This window comes from Janibacter sp. CoH_79_TC_3, assembly GCF_058197955.1.
The window spans coordinates 20,328-41,838 of record NZ_JBXWIV010000023.1; the positions used below are offsets into that span (position 1 = coordinate 20,328).

Annotated in this window: 9 protein-coding genes and 1 pseudogene; 8 read left to right on the forward strand and 2 right to left on the reverse strand. The window is 41.8% G+C overall.

Features of this window, described 5'->3' with window-relative positions; all coding sequences use genetic code 11:
- Positions 1–311: 311 nt before the first annotated feature.
- From AC2FA3_RS13515 to AC2FA3_RS13545, 7 genes and pseudogenes are all read left to right on the forward strand, one after another.
- A complete protein-coding gene (locus tag AC2FA3_RS13515; protein WP_490510030.1) occupies positions 312–2,114 on the forward strand; it encodes a ShlB/FhaC/HecB family hemolysin secretion/activation protein in 1,803 nt (600 codons plus the stop codon).
- A gap of 80 nt (positions 2,115–2,194) precedes the next feature.
- Positions 2,195–13,237, forward strand: a complete 11,043-nt coding sequence (locus tag AC2FA3_RS13520) for a two-partner secretion domain-containing protein (protein WP_490510031.1) — start codon at positions 2,195–2,197, stop codon at positions 13,235–13,237.
- A gap of 5 nt (positions 13,238–13,242) precedes the next feature.
- Positions 13,243–13,668, forward strand: a complete 426-nt coding sequence (locus AC2FA3_RS13525; protein ID WP_490510032.1) for a hypothetical protein — start codon at positions 13,243–13,245, stop codon at positions 13,666–13,668.
- 137 nt (positions 13,669–13,805) lie between these two features.
- A complete protein-coding gene (locus AC2FA3_RS13530; protein WP_490510033.1) occupies positions 13,806–16,442 on the forward strand; it encodes a polymorphic toxin-type HINT domain-containing protein in 2,637 nt (878 codons plus the stop codon).
- Position 16,443: 1 nt separating this feature from the next.
- Positions 16,444–17,313 carry a hypothetical protein gene (locus AC2FA3_RS13535; protein WP_490510034.1) on the forward strand — a complete coding sequence of 290 codons (870 nt, stop codon included), beginning with the start codon at positions 16,444–16,446 and terminating at the stop codon, positions 17,311–17,313.
- A 271-nt stretch (positions 17,314–17,584) separates the two neighbouring features.
- The gene (locus AC2FA3_RS13540; protein ID WP_490510037.1) at positions 17,585–18,637 is read left to right on the forward strand and encodes a hemagglutinin repeat-containing protein; all 1,053 of its coding nucleotides are present in this window, start codon (positions 17,585–17,587) and stop codon (positions 18,635–18,637) included.
- A 68-nt stretch (positions 18,638–18,705) separates the two neighbouring features.
- Positions 18,706–19,105: pseudogene (locus AC2FA3_RS13545) on the forward strand (transposase); the annotation flags it as partial.
- A 792-nt stretch (positions 19,106–19,897) separates the two neighbouring features.
- Here AC2FA3_RS13545 and AC2FA3_RS13550 read toward each other — a convergent pair.
- Positions 19,898–20,218, reverse strand: coding sequence for a 5-methylcytosine restriction system specificity protein McrC (locus tag AC2FA3_RS13550; protein WP_490510038.1), 321 nt, complete (start codon positions 20,216–20,218; stop codon positions 19,898–19,900).
- 43 nt (positions 20,219–20,261) lie between these two features.
- Between AC2FA3_RS13550 and AC2FA3_RS13555 the strand changes: the two genes are divergently transcribed.
- Positions 20,262–21,083: a hypothetical protein gene (locus tag AC2FA3_RS13555; RefSeq protein ID WP_490510035.1), complete on the forward strand. Its 822-nt coding sequence runs from the start codon at positions 20,262–20,264 to the stop codon at positions 21,081–21,083.
- On the opposite strand, the gene AC2FA3_RS13560 is transcribed toward AC2FA3_RS13555, so the two are convergent.
- Positions 21,047–21,511: IS3 family transposase (locus tag AC2FA3_RS13560; protein WP_490510036.1), on the reverse strand; the 465-nt coding region annotated here is incomplete at its 5' end. The genes AC2FA3_RS13555 and AC2FA3_RS13560 overlap by 37 nt on opposite strands.

Consider the following 21,511-nt stretch of genomic DNA (forward strand, 5'->3'; position numbering starts at 1 on the left):
CGTTACCTGAGCTTTCAAAGCCTGACATTAAACTATGGAAGCTTAGCAAATATAAATCAAATCAAAAATCTACGTTATAGCAATTGATATCTAAACTGCTCAATTTAAATACTTATCCGCGGCATAAATCTTTATAGGAACAAGCCTTATATAGATAAGCTTATTCCTATAAAGAAGTATCCATTTAATACAAAGTAAGCAATTAAAAGTATATTAAAAATAATGAAGTTGATATTAATAGACAATGCAAAAAAGCTTGCAATGAGCTGCTATCAATAGCATAATTTTGCCACTATAAAAATGGTGGACTTATGTATACAAGTATTTTTGGTCAGAATAGAGCAGGACATGGGTGGCGGTTTTTATCGATCAGTGTGACAAGTATTTTGATGAGCATGGCTACTCAGGCTATCACGCCTGAGCAATACCAAGAGCAGCGTAGCGAAGCTTTAAAGCAGCAACAGCTCGTTAATCCCAATGTCACGATCGATACCAACGTCTTCAAACCTGCGCCTTCATCCTCTATCACACCTTCTGCTTCTCAGGATACTGACCCAGCCTCTCTCCCTTGTTTTGATATCAATCATATCTATCTAACCGGCGAGCTGAGCGAGCGATTCAGTTTTGCACTGACGCCCTATACGATGGGTAAGTCCTCCTTACTTGGCAGCTGTTTATCCGTCAATGATATCAACAGACTAGTCACCAACGTTCAAAACCTTATTATTGAAAAAGGCTACGTGACCACTCGCGTCTTGGTACAAAACCAAAATCTAAAATCTGGCAATCTGTTCCTCACCCTCATTCCTGGACGTATCGATCAGATAACGGCGGTCGACATTAAAGCCAGTCGTCCTATTTATGTCGATAGCCGCCTCAATAGTGGGGGCAACCCTGCCAACTTCGCACCTGCCATGCCAATGCGCTCCGGTGACTTATTAAACGTTCGTGATATTGAACAAGCGCTTGAGAATTTTAAGCGTGTTCCTACGGCCGATGCAGATTTCTCCATTGCGCCAAGTAGCCGTATGAGCACGCCGGGTTACAGTGATATTCAAGTCAAGTGGCAGCAAGACAAGCGCTGGCGCTTATCTGCCTCTGTTGATGATTCAGGTCAAGAGAGCACGGGCGTCTATCAAGGTAATGTGACTCTGTCACTAGACAACCCAACTTGGCACAACGATTTGTTATATCTGTCTTATAACCATGATCTTGATGGCGGTAATGATAAGAATGATGGCAGTTGGGGCTATAACGTTGGGTATGTATTGCCCATTGATAATACTCAACTGATACTCACGCACAGCGGCTATAACTATGATCAGACGGTTGCCGGTGCCAATCAAGATTATGTTTATAGTGGTGAGTCTTATAACACGGAAGCGTTAGTTAGCCATTTGGTCCACCGTGACAATCACAGTAAAACCTATCTAAAAGCAGGCGGTTATGCCAAGCAGCAAAACAACTATATCGATGATACCGAAGTTGAAGTGCAGCGCCGTCGCACGGCAGGATATAAAGCAGGTATTGGTTACGAGACCATCATTGGTCAAACCCAATGGATAGGTGATGTGATCTATCAGCGTGGTACGGCTGCCTTTAATGCTATTAGTCCGCCTGAAGCCTTGTTTAATGAAGGCAGTGCGCGTGCCGGTATCATCAAAACCAACATTGATGTCAATCAACCTATCAAGCTTGCTGATAAAGCGCTCAATTACCATGCAGCGTTTAAAGGGCAATATGGGACAGAGGCATTGACACCAAATGAGCGCTTTAGCATTGGTGGCCGCTATAGCGTACGAGGCTTTGATGGTGAGCGTAGCTTAAGTGGCGATCATGGTGCTTTGCTAAGACAAGAGCTCAGTGCCTATCTAGGAGATAAGCCGCATGCGGTTTATGCCGGTATTGATGCCGGTTATGTGAAGCTCGACAATGCTGCGCAAGATGATCTACTGCTCGGTAATCACTTGGTTGGCGGGGTCGTTGGGATTAAAGGCTATGTCACGCCGATTAGAACCAGCTATGACTTATTTGCCGGTTACCCTTTAGCTCAGCCCGATAACTTTAGTGATAAAGAATGGGTGACGGGCTTTAGCTTGGGTTGGCAGTATTAAGACTCGCCTTTAAGCGTTATCAAATTTCTTAGCTCAAAAAAATATTTGTCATAAACAATGCTATACCTAAGGACATCATTATGAACAGTGGTTGCTACCGAGTTATCTTTAATAAAGCCCGTGGTATGCTCATGGTGGTGTCTGAGGCGGCACGCTCTCAAGGCAAAACAGGTAATCCTGCTAATAGCGGTAGTGAAGTAAGCCAAGTAGCAGGCGCTTCACAAACAGCTACTCAAACAAATAGTACCTATCAAGGCGGTCAGCTTATAGCCCTGCGCTCGCATGTATTGCTAGCGCTAGGGCTTGCCACCATCGTTGCTAGCAGCGTCAGTATCAGTAATAGCGCTTATGCCGATGCCACGAGCATTGTCGCTGATCGTAACGCTGCTGCCAATCAACAAGCAATAATACTAAAGTCTTCAAACGGCACCACTCAAGTGAATATTCAAGCCCCAAGCGCGGCTGGCGTCTCACGTAACGTTTTTAGTCAATTTGATGTCGGTGCTGATGGCGCTATTATAAATAACAGTCGCACCAATGCTCAGACCCAGCTTGCTGGTTGGGTTGAAGGTAATCCGTATCTGGCTCGCGGTGAAGCCCGTGTTATTTTAAATGAGGTTAATTCAAGTGATCCAAGTCGCTTGAGCGGCTACACTGAAATTGCAGGCGGACGAGCTGAGCTGGTGATTGCCAATCCTGCTGGTATCAGTTGTGCCGGTTGCGGGTTTATCAATGCCTCGCGTACGACATTGACCACCGGTAATGCTTTGATGGATCAAGGCAAGCTAACCGGCTTTGATGTGACAGGTGGTAAGGTACGTATAGACGGCGATGGTTTGGATACTAGTGGCTCTGACTACACACAGATTATAGCTAAGACCTCTGAGATTAATGCTGCTGTCTATGCTAAGAATTTAGATGTCATCACTGGTAGCAATAAAGTCAGCTATGAGGCTGATGCTCAAGACACTGTCATCACTTCAGCGAATAGTAATGCTAGCAACACTACAACCGGTGTGGCGCTTGATGTGTCGGCACTTGGGGCAATGTATGCAGGAAAAATTCGTCTGATCGGTACCGATAAAGGCATGGGTGTGACCAATGCAGGTAGCATCATTGCAAGCTCTGGTGGCTTGCAGTTAGACAATGATGGTAATTTGATTAACTCGGGCAGCCTGATTGCCAATCAAGGTAAGGTTGATATCGCCACTAAAGGTTTCAGCGTTGATAATTCAGGAACGATCGCCAGCTCTCGTGCAAATATTGATATTGATAGTGCAACTTTGAAAAATAGCGGGGTGATTAGTAGTCGCGATACCCTAGGCTTACAACAAACGGACAGTATTACTAACTCAGGAGAAATAGCAGCTAGCAGCTTTGATATCACCGCTAGCGCTTTGAACAACAGTGGTAAACTACTACAAACTGGCAGCGGTCAATTGGCTATTGATACTAGCGCTTTGATTAATAGCCAAGGCGGCATTATCGGGCAAAATCTGTATGCTAATGCCAGCAATCCCTCAACGGTTGCTCCTACTACTAAGCCACCAACTAGCGCCGCTAATGGTAGCAGTGTGCAAGGGGGTAGTGATACTGAAGCGTCCACGCCGAACCTTGCGCCCCTACCTGCTATCACTCGTGATGGTAATATAAGTGTCAGTAATTTTACCAATACGGGCAGCCTCTACACTAATGGGAAGATTAACATTGATGCGCTAAGCGCAGTCAACCAAGGTAAATCAAGCTTAGCCGTAGATCGTATAAATATTGCAGGTAATGGTCAAGTCACTAACGCTGACAGTCGTTTGCAACTCGATCAAATCAATTGGCAACTGGCAAACTTTGATAATAATAAAGGTCAAATTACAGCGACCAAAGACATTAACATTCGCTCATCGGATCAGATCAATAATAGCCAAGGGACTATCGCGGCTATGGGCGATATTACCCTTAATGCAGGTAACCAGCTAAACAACACTCAAGGGGTTATTCAGAGTAATGGCAATCTAACGACTAATAGTAGTGAGCTTGATAATACGCAAGGGATAATAAGTAGCAAAGGCAATCTATCTATTGATGCTAACGGCAACCTTATTAACACTAAAGGTCGTACTAGTAGTGAAGGTAAACTAACTGTCAAGGCTAAGGATGTCACTAACAATCAAGGTAGCTTTAGTGCTCAGCAGCAGCTAAATATTGTGGCGAATCGTCTAACTAACAGCGGCCAGATATACGGACAAACGGGTAACCAAATTACCCTTAATAATGATCTACAAAACAGTGGCCTTATCGGTAGTCAAGCCAATACTACTATTAACGCAAGCACCATCACGCAAACGGCATCTGGTAGTCTAGTTGCCGGTATGCAAACGGATGGTAGTTTAATTGAGGGTGGTAGTGCTGCTCTGACAGTGACGGCTAAAGATAAGGTAGTCAGTCAAGGCAAGCAAATGGCTACTGGTGATATGACTATCAGCGGTAGTAGTGTGAGTCTAGATGAAAGTGTCACGCAAGCTCGTAATATCACTATGAGGGCTACCACTGGTGACATCAGCAATCAAAAAGCGACGATAGTGGCAAAAGAGAATTTGACCCTTGATAGCGCTCAAGGCAATCTGAACAATCAAAGCAGTGAGATATCAGCGCAAAATCTCGATATTATAGCCAAGAGTTTAGATAATACTGACGGTAAAATCACGCAAACCGGCAATCAAAACTTAATGCTAAGTCTAGCAGAAGGTATTGATAATACTCGTGGTCGCATCGCGAGTAACGCCAGTACTGTCGCTATAACGACTAGTACTTTAGATAATAGCAGTGGCGCAATTATGCAGGCGGCGCAGGCTAACCCTAGTCTATCTATAACTGCTAATAAAGTGATTAACGATAAAGGCCAAGTGCTCAGTTTAGGGGATCAGACTTGGCAAGTGGCGACTAATATCGATAACCAAAATGGAGTGATACAAGCTCAGCGCTTCGATATTACCGCCAGTGATTTAGATAATATCGATGGTCGAATTCTAGCAGTAGCCAGTAAGGAAAACGTAGCTACTCAAACTAAGGATAGTCAGCTCAACGTTAGCGGCACAATCAATAATACTAGCAGTAATGAGCAAACTGATAAGGGCGCTATTACTAGTAATACCGGCAGCCTCATTATGAATGCAGGCAACTTACAAAATAATAAAGCTCAAATATCGTCAAGCCAAAGCCTACAAGTCAATTCAAACAGTCTTATCAATAGTGGCAGTCTCTATGCCAAAGACATCACGATAGCTAATCAAAACAAGCTTAGTAATTCAGGCAGTATCGCCGCTCTAGGTGACAGCATTATCAATACGGGTAGCCTTACTCAAAGTAGCACAGGTCAGCTGATCGCAGGACTCAGTGCTAATGGTGAGCTTGGTGGTAACGCTGACTTGAGCGTAATTAGCCGAGGACAGCAAACCAATGCGGGTACTAACATTGCTACGGGTGGTGTTAGCTTGACAGGTAGTGATCTTGACTTAATAGGCAGTCGTAATCAAAGCCGTAATCTACTGCTAAGGGCTACCGCTGGTGATATTAACTTAAATAAAGCCAATACTAGTGTCGCAGAACTGGCAACGCTAAACGCCACTGGCCGCTTATCTAACGATAGCGGCGTGCTACAAGCAGGACAGTTTGATTGGCAGATCAGCGAGCTGTCAAATATAGCAGGGACGATCATCCAGACCGGCAATCAAGCCTTTACGCTAGTAACCAAAGGCGATATCAATAATAAATCCGGATATATCGGTGGTAAAGCGGAAAGTTTGACTATCAACACTCAAGGACAGCTTAACAATACTCAAGGGTCAATAGTCCACAGTGCTAATGTCAATACTAGTGCTAACAGTGGCGCTACTGTCATTGTTGATTCTCTATTAAACCTGCAAGGTAAGCTCATTAGTAATGGCAAAATGACGGCAACGGTTAATAAAGACTTTGATAGTACTGAGGGAGCCGTTCAAGCTAAGTCGCTACAAGTCGCTGCGGGCAAACTTACTAATTTAAATGGTCAACTGGTCAGTCAAAGCGGTGATCTTCAGCTAGTTGCGACAGATATTATTAATCAAGGCGAAAAAGCTTATATTCAAAGCGGTCAAAACCTCACTATTGGGTCTAAGCAATTAAGCAATAGTGATAAAGCGACTGTAATGGCACAAGGCACTGCAACCATCACAGCGGATGATAGTCTAAATAATAGCAGCGATGCGGTTATAGCCAGTAATGAGTCTATGGGTATCAATGGCGGTACTCTCAAGAATGACGCGCAGATTGCCTCAGTTAATAAAGATCTCACGATCAGTGCGACTACTGTCAACAATGCTTCTTTAGGACGTCTGCAAGCGGCTACTGATACGACTATTGATACTAAGCAGTCTTTGAACAACCAAGGTCTTATTGCAACGACTAAAACCTTAAAAGTCACCACGGGTGGCGATCTCAATAATCAAACGGGTACTTTGTCTGCAGCTGCTATTGATTTACTCAGTCAGCAAGGTATCAATAACGACAGTGGTCTGATTATACAAAGTGGCACTGATGAAGTGCTGTTAGTTAAAAGTAAAGGGCCGCTTAGTAATAAAAATACTAACACCCCTGCTAATTCAGACAAACAGCTCGGTATCATTACTAATGGTGATGTGGCTATCACTAGTGGTAGCTTGGACAATCTATCTGGACTTATCGCTGCTAATAATCTAACCATTGATAGCTCAGGCAATGTGGGCAATAAACAAGGTCAATTGCAAGCCACTAAGCAGCTGACTATCAAGGCGACTGGTAATGCTGTTCTAGATAACCAAGGCGGTCAGATTGGAGCTAACAAAGTTGATCTAATCATAGGTGATGCCAGCAGTGGCCGTATTAATAACAATGGCGTAGACAGTCTCATTCAAGCCGCCACAGATTTAACGTTAACCACGGGTACTTTGAGTAATCAAAGTACGAAGCAATCGGCAAATTCTGAAAAAAGCCAAGGCATCTTAGCTGGTAATGCCCTAGCTATTAACGCCTCTACAATCAGCAACACGGGCGGACAGCTGCTAGCCAATGATAAAATCACTATCAAAGCTAGCAATCAGCTTAATAACCAGTCAGGTACCATCAATAGTCAAGATATTGTCATTAGCGATAGCAATACAGCAGGGCGCGGTCTAGTCGTTGCTAACAGCCAAGGGCTAATCAACGCCAATAAAGATCTGAGTATCACCGCTAGAGGCTATAGCAATGCAGGCGGTACGATTAGTGCGGTGGATCAAGCCAATATCAATGTCTATGATAGTGTTTACTACGGCTCAAGCGATACCATCAACGCTGCTGATCTAAAATTGACGACTCAAGGCAATTTCACTAATAGTGGGAAACTATCCGCACAAAATGCTCTTACGGTTAGTGCTAATAACATCGATAACCTAAAGGGCGCTGAGATCACTAGTAATGGCACTACTGCGCTCAACGCCTCAGCTAACATTGACAATCGTGGTTTGATCAATGGGGTCAATAGCTATCTGGATGCAGTTAGTACCGTCAATAACTATAGTAATGGGCGTATCTATGGCGATCACGTCGCTATAAAGGCGACAACGCTAAATAACACCCCTGATGTCTTTACTAAAACACAGGTTGATAACTGCAAGGCAGGTCCTGGGTGTTTGGTAGAGATTTATGATGCCGCATCAAAAGAACAAGTTTGGATGTCTCAAACCTACTTAGATGAACTGGCCAAGTTAGAAACAAGTGATCCTAGTAAATATCAACAGATAATGGCAAATAATAACTTTAAATATTACAAAGTTACCTCAGACTCTGCTCCTGTTATCGCAGCTCGTCGCCGTTTAGATATTGGTGTTAACACTCTCAATAATAATCCTAATCAGGCACGTAGCGGTATCTTTAATGAGGACTTCAATGGTCAAGCGCAGATTATCAGTAATGGCGAGATGCATATCGGCGGTCGTTTAGATAGTAATCATCAAGCTATAGGTCGTGCTAATACAGTAACTAATAAAGGCGCTTCTATTGAGTCAGCAGGCGATATGGCTATCAGCGCTAATACGCTTAATAACGTTAATGCAGACTTTAGAAAAACCACTGAGATCGTCTCTGAAAAACATGTTAATAAATGGCGCTTTAAAAACGATAAACAAGGTCGATTGTTTGATCCAAGCGAGTTGCGTGGATCCAGTTGGGATTACTATGTTAAAGAAACAGGTGAGGAACTAGGTGAAGACTATAACGATTATAATTATACGGAAACGATATCTAAAGATAGAGTAGTCGCCTCCGATGCTTCCAGAATTATATCCGGTAGTGATATGTATTTAGCAGGTAATACTTTTACTAATGAGAAGAGTATTATTTTATCTGGTGAAAATAAACAGATTTATGGCAAAGAGTTAATTAATGAGAACAAAGAGGACTTAATCGGTAACGAAGTTAGCGCTCGCGATGGTAGCTATCAGTTGTTAGAAGTCCGCTCTCACGCCCTTGGTAGTAAAAAGAGCCGTGATAAAATAGGGGGGCCTGTAAAATATAGTCCAGCGCCTATAATTACAGACACTTATGAGCTACTTATCCTAAACCAAGAAATAAATAAAGAAGTTATCGATTACGGTGTTAGTACACCTAAAGTTAATGAGCTAAAGTCTATAGCCAATGCTTTGCAAGCGCTTACGCAAAATAGTCAAACTACGGATAACAAAAGTGGCAACACTGAAGTATCTAATACTGAGCTGGCGGACGCAGCGAACTTATTAGATAAATTTGCTAAAGCTGAGAATAGCCAATTAACTAAATCTCAAAAGCAACAGATTCAAGATCTAATAGCTGCCCAAAATAAAGGTAAGCCGATTAATGCGACGCAAGTTGAGGACTTAATCGGTAATATCAACACTCAAATTAATCAGTTTGCCAGCGAAGAGATAAGAACTAGTGGCAATAAAGTCACTCTACCTAATGGTGGTCTCTACGGTATCAACCCTGATAGCAATGCGGATTATCTAGTAGAGTCCGATGCCGCCTTTGCCAACTATAAAAACTGGCTCTCGTCAAACTATATGCTCGATAGACTCAGCCTTGATCCTAGTATCACTCAAAAGCGTTTGGGCGATGGCTACTACGAGCAGCAGTATATCCGTGATCAGATCATGATGCTCACAGGCCGCTACTATTTAGGAAATTACGGTGATCAAGATTCTCAATATCAAGGTCTTATGAATGCTGGCATTACTACAGCGCAAGCTCTAAACCTGCGTCCTGGAGTTGCTTTGAGCGCTGATCAAGTCGCTCAATTAACTACCGACATGATATGGCTGGTACAGCAAGAGGTCACCTTAGCGGATGGTACTAGTCAAAAGGTATTGGTACCCAAAGTCTATACTCGCCAAGCGGTAGGTCAAATCGATGGCACTGGTAACTTAATCGCTGCCAACAATATCAACATGCAACTAACCGGAGATTTGAGCAACCAAGGCAACATCGTCGGTCATAACACCCTCAAAATCAATGCTAATAACCTAACCAATGAGAACGGCGGCCTTATCAAAGGCAACTTCGTCCAAATCGGCACTAAAAACGATCTCAACAACCTCAGTGCGACCTTAAGCGCTAACAGTGCTATGCAACTTGATATTGGAGGCGATCTCAATAATAACAGCCTCACTTATAGCACTGAAGCCGTTAAAGGCGCTAGCAATGGGACCCGTACAGGCATCACTCAAATCGCCAGCATCTATATCGGCGATGGCCTCAAAGGTCAAGTCGATGCGAGTGGCAACCCCTTAACTACCTTTGTTGCCAACGTCGGCGGCAACACCACCTTTAGCGCTGGTCGTTTAGATAATCAAGGCGGAAGCAGCTTTATTGACACTAAGGGTAATGTCGCTCTTGATGCTGTCAAAACTAGCTACCAGACTAATAGTATTGGCGATGCTAATAACTACATCAAAGAAGGCGAAACCCGTGATGTTGGCAGCAACCTTACGGGTAGCAGTGACATCATCGTTAAAGCGGGTAATAATGTCACCGGCACAGCCACTCAAATCAGCAGCAATACTGGCACCGTTGGTATTATTGCAGGCAATAACATCACCTTTAGTGAGGGTCGTAACACTCAGAACCTAAGCACCGCCACTAAATCTACCGACAAAGGCTTCTTAGGCAAAAAGATCACCCAAGAGCGCTTTGACTCACAAAGCGATAATGCCATTACCAGCAACTTAGAAGGTAATAAAGTTACCATCCAAGCGGGTAACAACATCAGCCTCACAGGCACTAATGCCATTAGTGACAAAGGCACTACTCTTACCGCAGGCAGAGACATCAGCATCCTAGCCGCTAAGAACACCTCAAGCCAAAGCAGCAGTAGTCAAACCAAGAAATCAGGCCTATTCAGTGCTGATGGCGGCATGGGCTTTACCATTGGCAAACAGCAAAACGATGACAGCAATGCCAGCACTGCACTAACCCACACCGCAAGCAATGTCGGTGCCATCGACGGCAACGTCATTATCACCGCAGGAGGCAAATATCAGCAAACGGGTAGTAATTTGATCGCTGGAATGGGGGATGACAGTGATAAGGACTTCAAAGACCCCAATCGAGGCAACACCGTCGTTCGAGCTAAGAGTATCAATATTGACAACGCCATGGACGTCTACACCAATCAGAGCGAGCAAAAATCTAAACAAAGCGGTATGACCGTATCGGTCTCTAACAGTCTCGTTGACAGTGCTAAAAGCATTAACGCTCTTGTGGATGCGGGTGGTAACACTGACAGCGTACGCATGAAAGGTATGGCAGGTGTCGCTGGCGCTTTCAAGGTAAAAGCACTTGCTAAAGAAGCCAATAGCGCTGGTTATGATTTATTAGATGGCAATCTAAAAGGCATGGGTAATACTCGTGCCCAAGCTACTATTGGCAGCCAAAAGAGTCAATCCAACAGCTCAAGCTATAACGAGGTCAACCAAGGCTCAAATATTAACACTAATAACCTAGCGCTTATCGCAACCGGCGCAGGTACTGATAGTAATATCAATATTAACGGTAGTAATCTAAACGTCACCAATAATGCCCTATTCCAAGCGGATAATAACTTCAACGTCAGTGGCGTGGCACAGAACAGTAATACCCGTAGCACTAATAAAAGCTCAAATACCGCTATCGGCGGTTATGCCTCAACAGGCAGTGGTGTAGGTATAACCGCTAGTGGCAGTCGCGCTAAAGGCTATGCCAACAGCGATTCAGTGACTTATGCCAACAGTAACATTAAAGTTGGTAATACCACGACTTTAGATATTGGTAATGATGTCAACATCAAAGGCGGGGTCATTAACACCAATAAAGCGCAAGGCCAAATCCTTGGCGACGTTAATATCGAATCGCTACAAGATACTGCAACTTATGACAGCAAGCAGAAGAACATCGGCTTCACCGCAGATGTTGCTTTGGAGGGTGCAGGCTCTAGTCTATCTCTTAATGGTGGTAAGACTGATATCAATGCGGATTATAAAGCGGTTGGTGAACAGTCTGGAATACTCACAGGAGATGGTGGCTTTGATCTAGAAGTTGATGGTAAAACTACGTTGATAGGTGGCGCGATTACCACGACCGATGCGGCAGTAGCTGCTGGACGTAACAAATACGTGAGTAAAGGCGGTATCACGACTCAAGATATAGTAAATATTAGCGGCTATGAGGGAGACGCGATACAAGTTGGCGTCAGTCTCGGTATGACCGATAGAAAGCCACAAGGCAACACTAACGGTTTAGGCTATGGTACTGATAGCGATAGTGATGGTAGTATCACGAAAGCGGGCATCACAGGTATTGCAGGTAATAGTGGTATCACTACTGACAACCAAGCCGAATATGCAGGTGCGCTTGAAAATGTGTTTGATGAGACACGTGTTAATGAGGAGCTGGGAGCGCAGACGCAGATTACTAAAGAATTCGGCAAGGAAGCGCCTAAGGCTGTTGGGGACTTTGCTGTTAAAAGGCAATTAGATCTTATTGAACAAGGCAAATTATACGAAGCAGATAAATGGGCTGAAGGTGGCGCTTACCGTGTCGCTATGCATACCTTAGTTGGTGCTATTGCGACAGGAAGTGTTGAAGGTGCTTTTGCCAGTGGCACGACAGCGGTCTCTGTTCCTGCGGTTAGCCATTATCTTGATGAGCAAGGCGTTGATGAAAAAACTAAGAATGCTCTACTTTTAGGACTGTCAGCAGTTGTTGGTGCTACAGTTGGTGGAAATACTGCCAGTACGGCTAATAGTGTCAATCAGACTCAGAATAATTACTTGAATCATATACAACTAGAGAATTGGCTAAAAGGTTTAAAAGGTTGTAATGGTAATCAAAAATGTATCACCCGTGTCAATAATGTTTATCAAAAGCTTGATAAAGTACAGCAAGCAAGCTTCGCTAACGATTGTGAGACCAACTACAACTATCAAAGATGTGGGCAACACATTAAGAATTACTATACTGGAAGCGAAAAGTACAAAGGTGACACACTTTTCGACCCTAAACTATATTCTCAAATAGAGAATTTAGGTGGGCTTGGCACGGGAAGCTTACGTACAGGGGTAACGTTTAATAATGACCAGTTTGTAAGTCGATACTCTAGATGGCAAAGTGATGCGGCGTATAGAGAAGATGGTATACTTGGAGTAATAGCTCAAGGCGTAGTAGGTGTCGGTGGTTCGCGTGTTGCCAAAGGAGCTGCAGTAGGAAACGGACTGACTGGAAGCAATTGGAAGTTCAATCCTAAAAAAGATTTTGATTTAAGAGGAACTTCTTCAAATTATAGAGATGCTTTAAATCTAGCCTTCAAAAAAACTGGCATTCCTAGAAAAAGTTATAAGGTTTCGAAATGGGGTAAAGATATCAATGGAAAAACAATTCCTACTGAATATGTAGGCCCTAACGGTGCTAACGTCAATATAGATATACCTAGGTTTAATAATGTAAAAAGTAACGGTCAGCTAGGTGAAGGGCCTCATCAGCCACATATAGGATATCAGACTCCTGGTAAAGGTTCAGATAGAGTTAGAGGGCATATATTTGTAGATTATATTCCAGCGACAAGGAGATAAAGTTAATGTATATTGTAAATGAATTAACATCAAACGCAGATAAAATAGGTCTCAATTATTCAATTATTAAGGGAATAGAGGCTGAAAAATTAATTTCTAAAATTTTTAGAAAGTTTGATCCTTTGAGGACGAGCGGTCATTTAGCAATATCAGATAATAGTAAAATTATCCCTTTAGAATATAATGAGTTTACATATACTTTAGCAATAAAAGGGCAAAAAGGTTATCTGTTTTTTGATCAAGAAGGAATTGATAGAAATATAGTTTTGGAAGTTGAAAACATACAAAGAGTCGGTGAGTTGATGGAAGAGTCTTTTGGTATTGAGTATTTTTTGTCAAACAGTAACTTGAGCTTTTTAATTGCTGTAAATTGGTATGTTATCGAGGTTTCAGGTGATTGTGAGGGTATTGAAGAATTGATAAATACTTAGCTATTAGTAATTTTTATAGTGTTGTTTTACTATAGGAAAATAGAATTTGCAATTTTAGACGATTTAAATTTAAAAAAAGCCACGATACTTTTAGTATTGTGGCTTTTTCGCATTTCTACACCAACCGCTAAATCAACGTGGGTGGTACGACTACCCTAGATATCGGCAATGACATCAACATCATAGGCGGGGTACTTAACACAGACAATATCCAAGGCGCTATTAGCGGCGATGTCAACATTGAATCCTTGCAAGACAGCGCAAGCTACGACAGTAAGCAAAAGAACATCGGCTTTACAGCTGATATCGACCTAAAAGGTGCAGGCTCTAGGCTATCGGTCAATGGTGGCAAGACCGATATCAATGCCGACTATAAAGCAGTCGATCAGCAATTAGGACTCTTTACAGGAGATGGTGGCTTTGATCCCACTGTGGATGGTAAAACTACGCTGATAGGTGGCGCGATTACCACGACCGATGCGGCAGTAGCTGCTGGACGTAACAAATACGTGAGTAAAGGCGGTATCACGACTCAAGATATAGTAAATATTAGCGGCTATGAGGGAGACGCGATACAAGTTGGCGTCAGTCTCGGTATGACCGATAGAAAGCCACAAGGCAACACTAACGGTTTAGGCTATGGTACTGATAGCGATAGTGATGGTAGTATCACGAAAGCGGGCATCACAGGTATTGCAGGTAATAGTGGTATCACTACTGACAACCAAGCCGAATATGCAGGTGCGCTTGAAAATGTGTTTGATGAGACACGTGTTAATGAGGAGCTTGGGGCGCAGGTTGAGATCACCCAAGCCTTTGATCAGGAACGTCGTAAGATTAAGACGGAGATTAATAAAAAAGAACAAGATTTAAGAGCTGAATCGGAAGCAGCGTTTAACAATGGAGATTTTCACCTTGCAAAAGACAAGCTCATAGCTGCTGATAAAGTCCAAAACCAAGGTCTGTTGTTTGATGCTATCTCTGGAGCTGTTTATGGTCCTAATACTAATGGCGTAACAGGCTATGTTGCTAAAGCGGCTAGTCCATTTGTATCTAATCAGATTGGACAGTACTACAAAGAGCTTGCCGATAATCAAGATGGCAATCTCACAGGTGCTCAGCAAACGGGCCATATTTTAGCTCATGGCATTCTTGGTGCTGCTGTCAGTTACGCCACTGGCAATGATACGCTGACTGGTGGCCTATCTGCTAGTACAGGAGAAGCTTCCGCTCCTATTCTTTCTAATTTCCTTTATGGTACTAGTGATCCTAGCAAACTAACCGCTGAGCAAAAAGACACGATTAGTAGCATTACTAGCGCTTTGGGTGCTGGTATTGGTGCGACAACGGGTAATGTGACTGATACAGTCAATGCAGCAGAGACAAATAAGGTTGCGGTTGAGAATAATAATTTAAAGAATAAAGATGTTGAGAGTTTGCTATATAAGATTGCCGTAGCAAAAAGAAGATATACGGGCGGTAAACTTGATACTGAACTTAGAGAGATTAGATCTTTAGCAGCAAAAATGGCTGAAGATAATTTTAAAGAGATAAAATCTTGTCAAGATAACCCCACCGAAGCCTGTCTAAATCAGCTTAGAGTTGATTATAGTAACGTTAATTTTGAAGAGCTTGAGAATGTATATCGTTTATATCCTGGTACACAAACGACTTTAGATGGTTATAAACAAAACAACAATTCTGTCGTTTCTTGTAGTACATCGCGTCCTGCTGATTGTATCTATATAGATGGGGGTTTAAGAGTTATAAATGGCGCAGTCTATGAAGCTCTAGGCGCTGGTGCATTGAGAAAAGTACCTACTGGTACAACTGCTCAGAAAGCTGTTAAAGAAACAGTGCAAGAAAGCGCACCCAAAAATTTAGACTTTAGCAAAGTATGTAGTGGTACAGTATGCTTTACCGCAGGTACTTTAGTTCATACTATACACGGTCTAAAACCTATTGAAACTATTGAGTATGGTGAGCTGGTTTGGTCACGAGAAGAGTTTGGTGATAAGTATGACTATCGCCCTGTTATTGCTACCAAAGTCACGCCTAATGCCCCTATTTATGAAGTTAAGATCAAGCATGATAGTGGCTTAGAAGAAACCTTTAGTACTACTGAAGAGCATCCATTCTGGATCGATGGTGAAGGCTGGCGGAAAGCGTCTATTCTAAAATCAGGAATGAAGCTATTAGATAAGTATGGCAATGTGACAGCAACTGTTATTAGCCAAACTCAATTAGAAGAAACTGACACAGTTTATAACTTTGAAGTACAAGACTTCCATACTTATCATATTGGTGAGATGGGTATTTGGGTACATAATGCGGATTGTTGCGATTTTACTAACAACTGGGGAAGTATTGAACCAAAATTCAAAGCAGCTGGTTGGGTTGATCCTAAAACAAATAAGGTTCGTTATTTAGATCCCTTTGATGGTAAATTAAAGAACTTTCCTGATAATGTGAAACCACAGGTTGATCATGTTTTGCCGAGAGCTGAAGCTAAAAGGTTAGCAGGTAAAGACTTAACAACTGCTGAATTAAATAAAATCATCAATTCTAGTGATAATTTAATGCCTATACCTGGTTATTTGAATGGATCTAAAGGCAGTAAAGTAGAATACTCAAATGGAGGTTGGGTACAATATGGAAATAAAGGGGGTACGCCAATACCGATTAATGCACAATACAAAGCACGTATTCTAGAAATTCAAATGCAGATACGCAAAGATATAGCCGATGCTATCAAAGCCAAAGGAGGTAAATAAAATGAATACTCAGATTTTAAACGAGTTTAATGAAATATATTATGACCTGAGTAAGCTTAGTGCAGATGACATTTACTATAAAAATCGAATTAGCACCTTAGGATTTGATCGGTTTCGTCATGACCCATTAAATTTTAAAGACAGTAAGCCAAAAGAACAAAGCTTTCACGAATACTTTTTCACCTCCTTTAAAGCTACTCAGCCTGCAACTTACAAGGTCTTATCCGAGGTTAAAGAACAGTTCTTTTATGCTATCCAAAGAACAGATATTCCAGAAATATTCTCAGATATCACAGCGTTTGGCATTAATATCAATGGCATTATTATTTACTTAAAATATTCCCCTTATATCTTCGATGATGCGGAAGAAAATGAATTTAATATCCCAATAGAGATTGTCAAATCATGGTTGTGGCGTAGCGCAGGTTGGTATATTTCCGACGGAGTAAACTATGGGCCGCTAGCCGCAAGTGCTTTACCATCAAGTAACAACCCTCCTCTTGGTTCAATTTGCACAGATATTGAAGGAAAGAAAAAAGAGGCTAAGAAAAAAGTCGCTTTTTTAGAAGATAAGTTTCAACAGCCTTTTTTAGTGGATTATGAAGATGATGACAGTTATGAAACTCATTTTCAACTTCGTGCTTTAATCGACACTAGGTTTAATGGTCTAGAGCAAGAGAATAATTTTCAACTATTCTCTATTACTAATCACGTCAGTAAGGATATGTTTTTTATCCAAGATCAAGATGTTTATAGCATTAAGACGCTTATCAACCCAGCAGAAGCAATAGATAAATACGCAGCTCATTTATTGTCAAGGCAGGAAGGCTTTTTTGATTTTAGAGAATATGGAGAAGAGTTTCAATATTGAAATAAAATTATGTATTTTATGAATTGTATGGACTGATCAGAGCTTGAGACCTTCAACTTCTTAATTGTTTAAAGTAATAGAGCACCGATATACTTAAGCTCAATTAAAAACCTTTGACTAATTGTAAGACTAAGGCTTTTGTTAATGGTAAACGATAGAACAGTAAAACACTGTTTTATCCGAGTATAAGGTAAAAGCCCTTGCCAACCAAGTACAAGAATCACTTGGCAGCATTCAAAACGTCGCAGGCAACACCCGAATTCAAGCCACTATCGGTAGTCAAAAGAGCCAATCAAATAGCTTAAGCTACACTGAGGTCAACCAAGGCTCAAATATTAATACTAACAACCTAGCGCTTATCGCTACAAGCGCTGGCAAAGATAGTAATATTGATATCAACGGCAGTAACCTAAACGTCAACAACAACGCCTTGTTCCAAGCGGACAATGACTTCAACGTCAACGGGGTAGCCCAAAACAGTAACACCCGTAGTGATAACTCAAGCTCAAGCGCGGCGATTGGGGGATATGCGTCAACAGGAAACGGTATCGGTATCACCGCTAATGCTAGTCGCGGCAAAGGTTACGCTAAGAGCGACACTACTACCTACGCGAATAGTCAAATCAACGTGGGTAATACCACCACTCTAGATATCGGCAATGACGTCAACATCATTGGCGGGGTCATCAACACTGATAAAGCCCAAGGCGTGATTGGCGGTAACGTCAACATCGAATCGCTACAAGATACTTACGATTATGACAGCAAGCAGAAGAACATCGGCTTTAGCGCTGATGTTGACCTAAAAGGCGCAGGCTCCAGTCTCTCAGTCAATGGCGGTAAGACAGACATCAACGCCGACTATAAAGCGGTGGGTCAGCAGTCGGGTATCTTTACAAGAGATGGTGGCTTTGACCTCACTGTGGATGGTAAAACTACGCTGATAGGTGGCGCGACTACCACTACAGACAAAGCACTAGAACTAGGTCTAAACAACTACCAAAGTCTTGGCGGTATCACTACCCAAGACATTGAGAATACCAGCAGCTATGACGGTGATGTGATTCAGGTTGGCGTGAGTCTAGGTAACACCACAGGCAAGCCACAAGCGACGATGAACGGACTGGGTTACGGTGATGACAGCGACAGTGATAGCAGCATAACCAAAGCAGGAATCACGGGCATAGCAGGTAATAGTGGCATCACTACGGGCAACCAAGCTGAGTATGCAGGGATACTTGAGAATGTTTTCGATGCTAATCGAGTCAATGAGGAGCTTGGAGCACAGACGCAGATTACTAAGGAGTTTGGCAAGGAAGTGTAATCCCCCCAATAAAAAAGAACACTTAAAAATAGAGAGTAACTGCTAAAATATATCAGCAGGAGAATCCTATGAAAAAGACACGTTTTACTGACAACCAGATCATTAACATCCTCAAACAAGCAGAACAAGGTGTCCTATCACCGAGCTATGTCGCGAGCACAACATTAGCCAAAGCACCTTTTATAATTGGCGCTCAAAGTATGGTGGTATGGATGCCTCTTTGATTGCTCGCTTAAAAGAACTTGAGGTTGAGAATGCCCGTCTTAAGAAAATGTACGCTGATGAATGTCTTAAGTCCGACATCCTACAGGATGCCATGACAAAAAAGTGGTAGCGCCACAAAGGCGCCGTGAGATGGATTGTCACTATATCAAAGAGCGTTGCATTAGCATACGCCGTGCTTGCTTGATCTTTAATATCAGCGTGACCTGCTACTATCAAAAGTCGGCGGCAAGGGATAAGAATAAGTAGATCGCGGACTTACTGATCAAACTGACTGAACCCTGCCGTCAATCCCATACAGTTAAATTTGGGAGATTTTAATCACGCATCTTAACAGTAAATTAAACCACGTCTAGTTCAGCAATCGGTAGCCATTCGCTAACAATGAAACAGTATGATACGGCTTTTGGAGGAGTACGGATGTAGAGTTACACACTTTTTAGCAAAATCTATCTAAGTTAAATGTATAAAATATATACTTATATTTTCATGATAAAGTATAATTTTTATACTCTATAAGTGACCAAAATTGGTACATCTGACTTGATAAATAACGTTAAATGACGCTAAACGTCATTTGAAATATTATCCTGTAGGCCTTTTTTTATAATAATTTGTAGGTTAATATAATTTAATATACATTAACGAAATATGGTGGGTCTAGCCTGTCACGCCGGGGGTCGCGGGTTCGAGTCCCGTCCGCTGCGCCATATTTAAAACGAATTTAGACCTTTGGGTTTAAGCAAGTTTCGCCTCAAACATTAGATTGTTTGAGGTTTTTTTGTGTCTGAAATTCTCCTTAAAGCCTTTATTCGTAAGGGTTGGTTATTCTGTCTTTATCAACCCTTAAGAAGTAGTCTACTCTTTAATAATGTATTTTCTATAAGTCTGTGTGCATGTACTCTGACTCTTCTAAATCGGTGACCAAGTGCTCGGTGACCATTTTGTGACCAAGATTATTAAAAGTTGCTGATGATAACTGATCCCCAAATTTTATGCTTATCGATAAGTTCAGGAGATTAAAGGATTAGCCTCAAACTAAGTTTGAGGTAAAGACGGAAACCTTTCTACCCATTCACCGATAACCAATTTGTCAGTTTCAATACAAAATGGTATTACCCACAACCTCAATTTTTCTACTAAATAAAAACACTCCAAAGGTATTTCGAACTGATGATGCTTAGGATAAATAAGCATCATGTCTCCACTCCCATCTAAATACTTATGACCATAAGCAAACAACTGATAAATATCTGACTGACTGATATTGTAGTCGTTATCATTGTCGCTTAATTTTATTAACTTCCATTTGGTATCGAGTATATGGTAATTTTTTCTTTCTTTACTAATTAATTTGATAACACATCATTTAAGGCACAGCTGTCTGACCAATTTTCAGCTCATGTCTTTTTTATATGATAACAGCTATCGTTTTGATGATTATGAACATAACAGCTTGCAGGCGCTAAAAAAATTATTGCCCTATGATGAAGATAAGGCACGTGAAATATTGAACTATATCGAAACATCGATACAGTATAAGAAAACATATGCATTAGCTGGCATAGCGGGTCATGCAAGCCCAAGTACTACTTTCGATTCTTACGTCCATTTGATAGATATTGAGATAGGGATGCTTCTTTATCACACAAATTTTATGCTACAACCTGAACACAGTGACGTGCTAGATGTGCCTAGACGTAGAAAAAGCAAGCTTAAAAACGATCCGATTGCTTTGAATGGCTATTTCATTAAGAAAATAAAGCTCAAGCCGCTTATGAGGCCTAAAATCAAAAACCAGCTTATAGACCCAGTAAGCGTAAAGCATAAAAAACGTAAGAAATATGCGTTTGATGAAGTACGCCAAGTTCTGAATGCTTACACGAAAAAAGGAGACTATACGCATACTGAATTAATAGATATTTTTGAGATAGAACCGCATGTTTTTGACGGTTGGCTTAGTAAGGCTCAGCACCTTAAGAATCATGCTGATTTTCAAACCATTCATAATAAACCAAGGTTATTTGCGTCTGAAAATAGTGATCAGCTCTTGCCGACTTTAGATAGATTTATTGAAGATAGAGATATAATGAAGATAATGACCAATAAGTTTCGAGACTTATACAAAGTAGGTGATAAAGACTTCATTGAACCGCCCCGAGTATATCGGAGAGTGATTTACTTGAGTCAGGCAGCAATACCTGACAGGATTAAACTATCATAATACCGCTTTTCAAACTCAAAAGGTGGCACGTAACCAATTGTGCTATGTAGACGAGTCCTATTGAACCAATCTACCCATTCAAGCGTGGCTAATTCAACATCGTTAATGCCAGTCCAGTCTTCCTTTAAATAGTCAATTACCTCAGACTTGTACAGCCCATTAACCGTTTCAGCCAGTGCATTGTCATAAGAATCACCCGTAGTGCCGACCGAGGCAATAATGCCAGAGTCCGTCATCTTATCTGTGTAGCGAATGGATAAGTACTGAACCCCTCGATCACTGTGATGAATGACATCTTTGGGATGGTTCCTGTCTGTTATCGCTTGATTTAAAGCTGCCATTACCATATCGGTGTTCATGCGATTAGAGACTTTCCAACCTACGATAGCGCGAGCAAACACATCAATAATAAAGGCGGTGTAAACCCA